The organism is Skermania sp. ID1734, assembly GCF_007489285.1.
Taxonomy (GTDB): Bacteria; Actinomycetota; Actinomycetes; order Mycobacteriales; family Mycobacteriaceae; genus ID1734.
Genome location: NZ_VLIY01000008.1, coordinates 209,064 through 220,088, shown reverse-complemented (window position 1 = coordinate 220,088; position 11,025 = coordinate 209,064). Strand labels below are relative to the sequence as shown.

General features: G+C 66.8%; 14 protein-coding genes. 3 read left to right on the top strand and 11 right to left on the bottom strand.

Annotated elements, in window-relative coordinates:
* Nucleotides 1-206 (top strand): hypothetical protein (locus FOS14_RS24740; RefSeq protein ID WP_185981742.1); only part of this gene is annotated, 206 nt, incomplete at its 5' end.
* Nucleotides 207-527: 321 nt separating this feature from the next.
* Here FOS14_RS24740 and FOS14_RS12445 read toward each other — a convergent pair.
* Entirely contained in the window at nucleotides 528-866 is a 339-nt protein-coding gene (locus tag FOS14_RS12445) for a hypothetical protein (RefSeq protein WP_143770946.1), read from the bottom strand.
* A 241-nt stretch (nucleotides 867-1,107) separates the two neighbouring features.
* Here FOS14_RS12445 and FOS14_RS12440 point away from each other — a divergent pair, with 241 nt between their 5' ends.
* Nucleotides 1,108-1,560 (top strand): helix-turn-helix domain-containing protein, encoded by a 453-nt coding sequence (locus FOS14_RS12440; RefSeq protein ID WP_143770945.1) that lies wholly within the window; start codon nucleotides 1,108-1,110, stop codon nucleotides 1,558-1,560.
* Between the two features lie 103 nt (nucleotides 1,561-1,663).
* Here FOS14_RS12440 and ccsB read toward each other — a convergent pair whose 3' ends face one another.
* The 6 genes from ccsB to hemL are packed head-to-tail and all read right to left on the bottom strand — an operon-like array spanning nucleotide 1,664 to nucleotide 7,668.
* Nucleotides 1,664-2,617, bottom strand: coding sequence for a c-type cytochrome biogenesis protein CcsB (gene ccsB / locus FOS14_RS12435; RefSeq protein ID WP_143770943.1), 954 nt, complete (start codon nucleotides 2,615-2,617; stop codon nucleotides 1,664-1,666).
* Complete coding sequence (locus FOS14_RS12430; protein WP_143770941.1) at nucleotides 2,617-4,266, bottom strand: cytochrome c biogenesis protein ResB; 1,650 nt, start codon at nucleotides 4,264-4,266, stop codon at nucleotides 2,617-2,619. The genes ccsB and FOS14_RS12430 overlap by 1 nt, the downstream gene beginning before the upstream one ends.
* Nucleotides 4,263-5,066 (bottom strand): cytochrome c biogenesis CcdA family protein, encoded by an 804-nt coding sequence (locus FOS14_RS12425; RefSeq protein ID WP_143770939.1) that lies wholly within the window; start codon nucleotides 5,064-5,066, stop codon nucleotides 4,263-4,265. The genes FOS14_RS12430 and FOS14_RS12425 overlap by 4 nt, the downstream gene beginning before the upstream one ends.
* Nucleotides 5,063-5,665 carry a TlpA disulfide reductase family protein gene (locus FOS14_RS12420; RefSeq protein ID WP_143771013.1) on the bottom strand — a complete coding sequence of 201 codons (603 nt, stop codon included), beginning with the start codon at nucleotides 5,663-5,665 and terminating at the stop codon, nucleotides 5,063-5,065. The genes FOS14_RS12425 and FOS14_RS12420 overlap by 4 nt, the downstream gene beginning before the upstream one ends.
* An 8-nt stretch (nucleotides 5,666-5,673) precedes the next feature.
* The gene (locus FOS14_RS12415; RefSeq protein WP_143770937.1) at nucleotides 5,674-6,327 is read right to left on the bottom strand and encodes a histidine phosphatase family protein; all 654 of its coding nucleotides are present in this window, start codon (nucleotides 6,325-6,327) and stop codon (nucleotides 5,674-5,676) included.
* Between the two features lie 15 nt (nucleotides 6,328-6,342).
* Nucleotides 6,343-7,668: a glutamate-1-semialdehyde 2,1-aminomutase gene (gene hemL, locus FOS14_RS12410; protein WP_255450282.1), complete on the bottom strand. Its 1,326-nt coding sequence runs from the start codon at nucleotides 7,666-7,668 to the stop codon at nucleotides 6,343-6,345.
* A gap of 76 nt (nucleotides 7,669-7,744) precedes the next feature.
* Here hemL and FOS14_RS12405 point away from each other — a divergent pair, with 76 nt between their 5' ends.
* The gene (locus FOS14_RS12405; protein WP_143770934.1) at nucleotides 7,745-9,676 is read left to right on the top strand and encodes an acyl-CoA dehydrogenase; all 1,932 of its coding nucleotides are present in this window, start codon (nucleotides 7,745-7,747) and stop codon (nucleotides 9,674-9,676) included.
* On the opposite strand, the gene FOS14_RS12400 is transcribed toward FOS14_RS12405, so the two are convergent.
* The 4 genes from FOS14_RS12400 to FOS14_RS25220 form a co-directional block, all read right to left on the bottom strand.
* Nucleotides 9,626-9,916 carry a hypothetical protein gene (locus FOS14_RS12400; RefSeq protein WP_185981740.1) on the bottom strand — a complete coding sequence of 97 codons (291 nt, stop codon included), beginning with the start codon at nucleotides 9,914-9,916 and terminating at the stop codon, nucleotides 9,626-9,628. The genes FOS14_RS12405 and FOS14_RS12400 overlap by 51 nt on opposite strands.
* Entirely contained in the window at nucleotides 9,913-10,407 is a 495-nt protein-coding gene (locus tag FOS14_RS12395) for a hypothetical protein (RefSeq protein ID WP_143770932.1), read from the bottom strand. The genes FOS14_RS12400 and FOS14_RS12395 overlap by 4 nt, the downstream gene beginning before the upstream one ends.
* Nucleotides 10,404-10,802, bottom strand: coding sequence for a hypothetical protein (locus FOS14_RS12390; RefSeq protein WP_143770930.1), 399 nt, complete (start codon nucleotides 10,800-10,802; stop codon nucleotides 10,404-10,406). The genes FOS14_RS12395 and FOS14_RS12390 overlap by 4 nt, the downstream gene beginning before the upstream one ends.
* Nucleotides 10,803-10,868: 66 nt before the next feature.
* Complete coding sequence (locus tag FOS14_RS25220) at nucleotides 10,869-10,991, bottom strand: hypothetical protein (protein ID WP_255450281.1); 123 nt, start codon at nucleotides 10,989-10,991, stop codon at nucleotides 10,869-10,871.
* Nucleotides 10,992-11,025 lie beyond the last annotated feature (34 nt).

Genomic DNA, 11,025 nt, shown 5'->3' with positions numbered 1-11,025 from the left:
CGGTGGCAACAGTTGACGCCGACGTTCTACAGGCGCAGTACTTCCTCGCCGAACTCCAACGGGCCTCAGACACGCTCACACGGCAGATCGAACACATTCAAGGCGGTCACGGCGATGCCCGCAAGGAACGGCGCTGCCGCGCCGAACTGCACGAAGTACGCCGACAACTGGCAGCCATCCGGCACCGGTTCGCCGACCAAATCTAGAGCCCGGGCTACGGCCCAAGTTCCCAACACACACCCTCCAGAGGGTCACTTTTCAGAAACCCACCAGGGGTCAGTTTTCGCGAACCGTTGACACTGGTCGTCGGTCAACTCCGCATCACCCACAAACCCAGTATCGTCCCTGTGGCCGATCACGCGAGGCGTTTGGTGCCGAGCAGCGACGGCTCAGTTCAGCCCGGCGTAGGAGTGCAGTCCGCTCACCGGCGTTGAGCCCCGGGACACGCACGACGAACGGCACCAACCGACCACTTTCACCCCGACGGTCCGCTGGTGATGCCCGGCTATTACAAGAGGCCCAATGGTTCACACGGGTAGCGAATCTCCGGGGAAGCCGAGGCAGGAGTAGGTCTGATAGGTCATCATTCCTGCTTGGACGCAAGGGTCGTCGGCCATGATTTGGCGGGCATGGTTCTCGGTCGCGGGCATGACGGCCATGCCGGCGAGGGTGTCGGACAGTATCGGACACAGGATGGCGATGACGCCGTCGGCGCGCAGCGAGACCATTCGTCGCTGGTGTTCCAGTTCGATGGCCTCGGCGCCGTCTTGATGTCGCTGCGGAGTCCACGACAGCAACACCAGGCTGTAGGGCTGGGCGGTGGACGCCAGCTCACGGATCTGCTCGTCTGTCACGGTCGAGTTCATGTCCTGGTCCCTAAGGGTCGCTTCGGTGCAATCAGCCCGGGCCGACGCATTGGTCGTCGTGGTCGACCTCGCCCGACGACGCGGTCTTGGTCACGGCCGTAGCGCTGGCCGGTGTACTTCGTGGAGACCTCGTCGACCGCTGCCCATTCCGGCTGGCCGTCGAACCAGCCGACAAAGACTCACGGTCACGACGGTAACACCCTAAGTTCCTTAAGGGAACCCAGATCCGTATGCTGATTCAATGCAGCGCACGAAATTCGGTGAAATGGCGTGCTCGATCGCGCGCACACTGGAGGTGATCGGCGAGCCGTGGTCGCCGCTCGTGCTGCGCGACGTGTTCGCCGGCGTGCACCGTTTCGACCAGATCCACGCCGACCTCGGCATCTCGCGCAAGGTGCTCACCGAGCGGCTCAATCACCTCGTCGATCAGGGGATTCTCGAGCGCCGGCCATACGACGGGCGTCCACGCTTCGAGTACCACCTCACAGACAAGGGCGCCGAACTCGTGGACCTGCTGATGGTGATGGTCGGATGGGGCGACCGATGGCTCGCCGGCGATGCCGGCCCACCCGTCCTCTACCGCCACCGCACCTGCGGACAGATCAGCCGGGTCGAGCTGCGCTGCGTGCACTGCGGCAAGCCGATGCACTCCGGCGACGTGGACCTACTGCCCGGGCCTGGCTCGCTGCACTGACCACGGGCAGAGGCTGCTCCGTTCGGCGCGCACTGACACCATGTGGTGGGCGCGGGGCAACAGCCAGTCCCGCGCGACCGCGGGATCACAGGTGAGAACCAGCTCAGTTCAGCCCGGCGTAGGAGTGCAGGCCGCTCACCACAATGTTGATGACGAACAGGTTGAACAGCATCGCCACGAACCCGGCGAGGTTGATCCACGCGGCCTTCGTTTCCCGCCACCCCGACGTCGCCCGCGCATGCAGGTACGCCGCATAGATGATCCAGGCGATGAACGACACCGTCTCCTTGGGATCCCAGCCCCAGAACCGACCCCACGCGGCTTCGGCCCAGATGGCGCCGAGAATCACGCCGCAGCCGAAGATCGGGAAGCCGATGATGGTGGTTCGGTAGGCCAGCCGGTCCAGAGCCCGGGCATCCGGCAGGCGCCGGGCGATCGCGCCCAGGATGCCGTGCTCGGCGCCCTCGGGTTGATGCATGCGGATGAGGAACAGCAGGCTAGCCACCCCGGCGACCAGGAAGATCCCGCTGCCGACACTCACCACCGTGACGTGGATGGGCAGCCAGTAGGAGCGCAGCGCCGGAACCACGGGCGCCGCGTCGGCGTAGAGCACAGTGCCGGCCAGAAACATCAGGATCAGCACCGGCACGAGCACGAACACCCACATCGAGCGGTACTTCTGCCCACGCAGGAACACCGACGCAGCCAGCATCGCCGCGGTGGTGGCCATGGTGACGAACTCGTACATGTTGCCGAGCGGGAAGCGTTCGGTGGCAAAGCCGCGCAACACGATTGCGGTGACTTGCAACGCGATACCGACAACGATCACGGCCGCGCCCATGTTGCCCAACCGCTCCGCCAACGGCTTTCGCGGCTCCTCGGCTATCCGGCCCGGCTGCATCGGTGCACCGGCGCCGACGAGTTCGCGCTCCTCGACGCGACTGGTGCGCGCGGTCGCATACTGAGCGATCAGCAGCACGGCCGCCAGCAGGTACACCGCGAAGGCCGACTGAAACGCCAAATCGCTGTAGCTGGCAATGCTTTCGTGGACAGGCATCATCTCTCCCGCGTGTCACCTAGCAGCCGCTTGCGCAGCCGATCGAACTCGTCACCCCAACCGGCCTGGTCGGTACGCGCCAGCCCGCCCATCTCCACAACGGTAGTGCGTTCGCCGGTGGAATCTGCCGAAACCGAACTCGGATAGATCCGCACCCAGACCCGGCGCCGCTTGATCACGAGCGACACCAGCAGTCCGGCCATCATCGCCAGCGCCGCGATCAGCACCCAGCGCTCGGCCGGGTCGTGCGACACCTGCAGGTTCACGAATTCCTTGGCGCCGTCGAAGGAAACCTTGGTGCCGTCGCTCAGCGTCGTGCTCTGCCCCGGCCGGAGATTGACCCGGGCCTGTTTGACCAGCCGGTGCTGGGTGATCATGTCCTGGTCCAGCGAGAACAGCGACTGCGGCAGGCCGGAATCCAAGCCGGTGTCGCCGCGGTAGATGTCGATAGCGACGGCGGGATCAGTCATGGCCGGGAAGCTCGATGAGAGCAGGGTGCCGTCGAACGCGGCGGTCGGCGCGAACAGTCCCTCAATCGCGATCTGGTGCTTGCGGCGCTCGTCGGGGTCGGCGTACATGTGCGCGGGCGCGTCGACTCGGATAGCGCCGCTGCTGAGGAAGGTGTGCGCGTCGTCGGGCCGCCACTGCACTGTCTTGGTGCGCGTCTCGCCGTTGGGGAACGTGATGGTGAAGGTCGGCGCGTAACCGTGGCCCTGCAAGTACACCCTGTCCCCGACCACGCGCAGCGGATGGTTCACCTGCAGGCGGTCGTCGTGCCAGGGACCGTTGGGCACGTCGGACCCGGCTTGATAGGAGATGTCGGCCGTGAACATTTCGGCTTGGCCGTTGGGCAGGTAGTCCGCCTTGAAGTTCTTGACCCGCACACAGATCGGCGTCAGGCCGGTGCCGTTGACGATGTTGCCGGCACGGAAGGAGTCGAACGCGGCCGGCGAGGTGGAACAGATGCCGGCGTCATTGTCGGCGATGACGACCACGTTGCCCTCGTAGCCGAACAGCTTGCCGACGGCGATCGCGACGAGCAACCCCACCAGCGCCAGGTGGAACACGAGGTTGCCGAACTCGCGCAGATAGCCCTTCTCCGCCGAGATGGTGATCTCGCCCGGGTGATGCGACTTGTTCTCGTCGCCGGTGCGCACGGCGACCCGCCACCCGCGCAGTTCGGTCCGTACCCGATCGGCGAAGCTGGCCGGATCGGCGTCGACCTCCCCCGTGAAGTGGTGCGGCAGCCGGGACAGGTTGCGCGGTGTCGGCACCGGCGCCGTCCGCAGTGCCCGCGCATGATCGAGGCAGCGCGGCAGGATGCAACCGACCAACGACACGAACAGCAGCACGTAGATCGCGGTGAACCAGAAGCTGCCGAACACGTCGAAAAGCTGCAGCCGATCCATCCACGGCCCGATGGTGGGCCGGTCGGCGATGTACTGGTCGACCTTCTGCGCGTTGAGGCTGCGCTGCGGAATCAGCGCACCGGGAACGGCGGCCAATGCCAGCAGGAACAGCAGCACGAGCGCCGTGCGCATGCTGGTGAGGCCACGCCAGGTATTGCGCACCAACGCCAGCCCACGCCGGGGCATGGATTGCCGCGGCGGCAGCGCGGGAGCCTGGGGCGGCGCTTGGGTAGCTGTCATATCGGCAGATTCACCCCGCTGACGAAGACGTCGCGCACCCAGCTGATGAAGTGGTCCCACATCCCGGTGACGAGTGCGGCACCGACGGCGATGAGTAGCAAGCCGCCGAAGATCTGGATCGCGCGGGCGTGCCGGCGCAGCCACCCGACGCCGCGCAACGCCCCGGCCGAACCGAAGGCGAGCACCACGAACGGCAGGCCCAGCCCGATGCAGTAGGCGACGATCAGCGCCACTCCCCGTGCGGCCGTGGCGCCTTCGGTGCCCGCCGCCACCGACATGACGCCGGCCAGCGTCGGTCCGAGGCACGGCGTCCAGCCGAGCGCGAACACCGCGCCGAGCAGGGGGGCGCCCACCAGGCTCGACACCCGTCGTGGCTCGAAGCGGACGTCGCGCTGCAGGGCCGGAACCAGGCCGACGAACACCAGTCCCATGAGGATGGTCACCACACCGCCAACGCGCTGCAGCACGTCCCGATTGATCGACAGTGCCTGCACCGCACCGAAAACCGTGGCGGTGGCCAGCACGAAGACCACGGTAAAGCCAGTTACGAACAGCGCCGCCGCCCCGGCAACGCGCATCCGGCCGCCGCGGGATCGGGTGACCGCTTCCTTCGCCGTCACGGGCGGGGCCTCGGCTCCGACCACCCCCGCGAGGTAGGACAGGTAGCCGGGCACCAGGGGCACCACGCACGGCGAGGCGAACGACACCAGCCCGGCCAGGGCGCAGGCGCCGAGCGCCAGCAGCAGCGGGCCTGACGCCGCTGTCGACTGGAAGCTCGCGCCGATGCCGGCCAGGTTCATTGGCTTGCCTGCGGTTCTTTGGCGACGCGTTCCACCACGGGCTGCAGATCGCTCGCCAGCAGCGCCTTCAGGAACACTGCGGCCACCCGATGCTGCCGGTCGAGCACGAGCGTGGTCGGAATGACGCTGGTCGGGAAGTTTCGGCCGAGGTTCACCAGCGTGCTCATCGACGGGTCGTAGATCGACGGGAAGGTGATCTTCTCGTTGACCACGAAGTCGCGCGCCTCGTCCTTCTGGTAGTCACGCACGTTGATGCCGAGGAACGCGACCCCGAGATGCTTGGTGGCTTGGTAGACCTGTTCGAGGTCATCGGCCTCGCCGTGGCAGGGCCCACACCAGTTGCCCCACAGGTTGATCACCACGACCTGGTTCGGAAAGTCTTTCAAGCCAATGGTTTTGCCGTCGTTCATGAGGTCCGGGCCGGACAGATTGCCCACGGTGCCCCGGGACTCGGGCGGGTCGTAGTAGATGTCGGTCTTACCGCCGGGGGAAACGAAATCGAACGTACCGCCTTGCGCCACCGCGTCTTTGCCCGAGCATCCCGTTGCCGCCAGCACAGTGGCGACGGCAATCAGTAGCGCGGCCAGGCCGCGAAGCACGTTGGTGTTCACGCTCCAGTCACCCTCGGATCTGATCCGCCCGCAGGCTCCGAGTACACGATGTCGACGAGGGTGTCGCCGTCGTAGACCAACGAGGTGATCGAGGCCAACGAGCACTGCCGCCGTCGCGGGTCGTGCCACAGGCGCTCGCCTTGCAAGAACCGGCGCAGCGTCCACACCGGCAACTGGTGCGAGACGCACACCACCTCATGACCGGCAGCTTCGGCGCGGGCCTTGTTGACCGCGGCCAGCATCCGGTGCGCTATCTGCAGGTAGGGCTCGCCCCACGACGGGGTGAACGGATCACGCAGCTTCCACCAGTGCCGCGGCTTGCCGAGCGCGCCATCGCCCACGGATACGCGCAGGCCCTCGAAGGCGTTGGCCGCCTCGATGAGGTTGTCATCGGTGGCCACCTCGAGCCCGTGGGCGGCGGCGATCGGTTCGGCGGTCTCCTGGGCGCGCTGCAGCGGCGAGGCGATGACATGGGTGACGTCGTGATCGGCGAGGGCGGATGCCACCGCCCGCGCCTGTGACTGGCCGGTGACCGACAGGCGGTAGCCGGGGAGACGGCCGTAGAGGACCCCGTTGGGGTTGTGCACCTCGCCATGGCGCACGACGTGCACGATGGTGCGAAGCTTGTTGGCCGGGGTGTTCTCGTCCATCAAAATGCGGGTTCCTCAGTGCTGTCGCGGGTTTTGTTGCGGTGGGGCTGCCGCCGCCGCTGCACGCGCCGCTGCGGGAAGGGCGTCGGCGATTCGACTGAAAGCATTGTCGTCAAGCGCCGCAGACACAAACCACGCTTCGAAGGCACTGGGCGGCGCGTACACGCCACGGTCGAGCAAGGCATGGAAGAACGGCGCAAAACGCCAGGTCTGCGCGGTCTTGGCGCGCGCATAGTCGGTGACCGGCGTCTCACTGAAGAACACGCTCACCATATTGCCTGCGAACTGAACCTGATGCGCAACACCAGCCTGCGTCAGGGCCTCGCCGAGCAGGTCACCCAATTGCTTCGCATTGCGGTCCAGTGCCGCGTAGACGTCGTCGCCGGCCGCCCGCAACGTGGCCAGTCCGGCGGCCACCGCGACCGGATTTCCGGACAGCGTGCCGGCCTGGTAGACGGGGCCGGCGGGGGCGAGCCGGCCCATCACCTCGCGACGGCCGCCGAACGCGGCCGCGGGCAATCCGCCGCTCATCACCTTGCCGAAGGTGTACAGGTCGCCGGCCACACCGTCGAGGCCGAACCAGCCTGCGGAACTCACCCGGAAACCGGTCATGACTTCGTCCATGATCAACAGCGCGCCGTGTGCGGTGCACAACCGCCGCAGTCCGGCGTTGAACCCGTCGATCGGCGCCACCGCGCCCATGTTCCCGGCCGCGGCTTCGGTGATCACGCAGGCGATTTCGCCGTCGTGCGCACTGAAAGCTGCCGCGACGGCGTCAAGATCGTTGTAGGGCAAGACGATCGTGTCGGCGGCTTGCGCGCCGGTGACACCAGGCGAGGTCGGTAGACCGAGCGTGGCCACGCCCGAGCCGGCGTCGGCAAGCAGCGCATCGACGTGGCCGTGGTAACAGCCGGCGAACTTGATCACTTTCGGCCGACCGGTGAACCCGCGGGCCAGCCGCACGGCGCTCATGGTGGCCTCGGTTCCCGAGTTCACCAACCGGATCTGCTCCACCGGTTCCACCCGACGCATGATCTCTTCGGCCAGCTCGATCTCGGCCGCGGTGGGCGCTCCGAACGACAACCCCGACTGTGCCGCGCGGGTCACGGCGTCGACGACCGCCGGATGTGCGTGGCCGAGAATCATCGGGCCCCAGGAACACACCAGATCGACGTAGCGGTTGCCGTCGGCGTCAACGAGTTCGTAACCGTTGGCGCTGGCCATGAACCGGGGCGTGCCACCGACCGCCTGGAAGGCGCGGACGGGAGAGTTGACACCGCCGGGGATCACGCCGCTCGCCCGGTCGAACAGCGCCGCGGAGGTAGCGGATCCAAAACTCACGGCATCCAGTGTCGCAGCCGCGCCGATTTCTCCCAACGACAGGGTGTAGTGGACACCGTTTGCGTAACGTCGAGGTATGGCCGACACCCGCATCTCCGATCAGCTTCGTAAGACCCTCGATGGCCGCTGGCACGACGTGCGCGAGAAAGTTCGCTCGGACCTCACGCGCGACGAATTCCGGCCGCACTTCACCCCGGATCTGGAAAAGGCGCGGGCCAAGGCGCTCGAGCAGATGAAGCTCGTCGCCAAGGAGGGCTACGTCTCCGACGGTTTCCGAAAGGAGCACGGCGGCACGGGAAATCCCGGTGCGGCGGTGGTGAGCATCGAGATGCTGGCGATGTCGGATCTGTCGCTGATGGTGAAGGCGGGCGTGCAGTGGGGGTTGTTCGGCGGCGCCATCGAAAACCTCGGCACCAAACGCCACCACGACGCCTACGTCAAACCGCTGATCGACCTCGACCTGCTCGGCTGCTTCGCCATGACCGAGATGGGGCACGGCAGTGACGTGCAGGAACTCGAAACCACGGCCACCTACGACCCGGCCACCGAAGAGTTCGTCATTCACTCCCCTACACCGTCGTCGACCAAGGCCTACATCGGTGGCGCTGCCGAGCATGCCCGGATGGCGGCGGTGTTCGCTCAGCTCATCAGCAATGGGGAGGGACACGGCGTGCACTGTTTCGTCGTCCCGATCCGCGACGAGCACGGCAATGACCTACTCGGCGTGACCACCTCCGACCACGGCTACAAGGGCGGTCTTCCGGGCGTGGACAACGGCCGCATCAGCTTCAACCAGGTGCGCATACCGCGGGACAATCTGCTCAACCGCTATGCCGACGTCGCTGCGGACGGGACATACTCCTCGCCCATCGAGAACCCGAACCGGCGGTTTTTCACCATGGTCGGCACCCTCGTGCGCGGCCGGGTGACGGTCGGCGGTTCGGCGGCCGCCGCCGCCCGGGTGGCGCTGGCCATCGCCACCCGCTACGCGCTGCAACGCAGGCAGTTCGGCGCCCCCGGCAGCGACCAAGAAGTCCTGATCATGGATTACCTGGTGCACCAGCGCCGGCTGCTGCCGCTGATCGCCCGCGCGTATGCGCTGCAGTTCGCGCAGAACGAACTCGTGTCGAAGATGCACGAGTTGCAGAGCACCGACGATCCCGACGAACAAGAGCAGCGCGAACTGGAAACCCGGGCGGCGGGCCTGAAGGTCGCCAACACGACCCACGCCACCCGGGCCATCCAGGAGTGTCGCGAGGCGTGCGGCGGCGCGGGGTACATGATGGAGAACCGTCTGGTCGCGCTCAAGGCCGACACCGACGTCTTCACCACCTTCGAGGGTGACAACCACGTCCTGACCCAGCTCGTCGGCAAGGAACTGCTCACCAGCTACGCCGACGAAGTGCGCAACATGGGCACGCTGGACTGGATGTCGTTCGCGGCCGACACGGTCACCGACGTGGTCCGCAAGCGCAGCGTCACCGCGCACATCGTGCAGGCGATCTTCGATGCGCGCGAGGACAACAACGCTGACGGCAGCCTGTACAACCGCGGCACCCAGCTGCAGATGTTCGAGGATCGCGAGGAGCACATGCGCTCCACCGCGGCGCGACGAATGCAGGCCGCGCGCAATCGCGAGGACAGCCCGTTCGACGCCTTCAACTTCGTGCAGGACCACATGCTGCGGGCGGCTCGCGCGCACATCGACCGGGTGGTGCTCGAAGCGTTCATCGCGGGCATCGACGAGTGCCCGGAGGGCCCGGCCCGCGATGTGCTCAACGAGCTGTGCGACCTCTACGCGCTGACGGTGATCAACGAGGACAAGGCCTGGTATATCGAGCACCGCCACCTCTCGGTGGAGCGGGCCAAGGCCGTGACTCGGGCGATCAATGAGCGATGCCGCTCACTGCGGCCACACGCCCTGGACCTGGTCGAGGGATTCGGTATTCCCGACCAGCTACTCGACGCCGCCATGCTCGGCGGCCCCGGCACCGACGGCGGCCGGTGAGCGCCCGGCGACTACCCGGCGGGCTGCGTCCAGCACGACCAGGCCGGCCACCGTCAGCGCCACGAACGTGCCGGTGATCCACGCGCCCGAGTAGTGGGTGTCCCAGTAGCCGGGCGTCCCGGCTACTGGGGAATCGAAGTAGGTGGTCACGAGCCCGAGATTCCAGCACCACACCCCGAGCGCAACCAGCGCGAGCGCGGCGATGAATTCGATGCCGGCGACGAGTAGCTGCCTGGTCACAGGGCGTCGTCCCGGCCGTGTGCGAGCGCCGCCGTCAGTTCGGCGCGGAGCCGTCCGTGATCCTTCGCCCATGCCTGCACGACCTTCCCGTTCTCCAGCTCGAGCCCGATGCCGGTTCGTCGACGTGGCACCGCGACGAGGTCACCCAGCGCCGGCGCCGACTCCCACGGTTGCGGTTCCCAGGACTCCTCGTCGGCCGGCGGAAAAACCTGGGCGATGTCGCTCAGCGGCACCTTCTCGGTGCCCTGGCGCAGCGTCTGCGGCGTCAGCTCGACACTTAGGTAGCGCTGCGCGGCCGTCACCTGCGCGTACACAATCCCGGCGATCAGCACCGCGAAGACGATCAGCATGAGCACATGCACCCGGGACCCGGTGGCCAGTTCCACGATCGCCACCAGCAGGCACAGCGCCGGGCCATAAGCCACCGCCCGCATATGCGCGCCCGGCTCCGCGAACAGCACGGCGCCCGACGGTGGGTCAGCGTCGCTCATCGGCCGAACCATGTCGATGCGGAGTCGCGATAGGCCAGCACCACGGCGACCAACAACAGGATCGGCACCACCAGCAGCACGCCCGGGCTCAGCTCGGTCACCACTGCCGCTACCTCGAGCAGCGCGAACACCACCGACAACGCGGCGAGCGCACGGCGGATCCGGCCGTCACCACCGCGCACCGGACCGGCGAGCAATCCGACGGCAATGCCGACCAACAGGCAGATCAAACCGTTGCCGCGCAACAGATTGATCAGCGCGCCGATCTTGTCCACCCCCACACCGGACTGCGAGAGGTTGTTGCGGATCGCCTCACCCGAGGCCGTCAGCGCCAGCAAACCAAACAACACGAGAAGCACGGCAGCGACGATCCAGACCCAATAGGCCGCGGTCACGGTGGATGGACGGCGCGAGCCACTCAGGCCGCCCTCACCTTCCACGAAAATCTTGCCGACTCAGCGCTATTGGCCGAAGAGCCCGGGTACCAGCAGCAGGACGACCGTCACCGCACCGAACAGCATGATGAGACCGACGATGACCATCTCTCGTCGCATGCTGTGACGTTGCTCGATGACGACGCGCATACCAGACCTCTCCGCTTGTGATACCACTCACAAT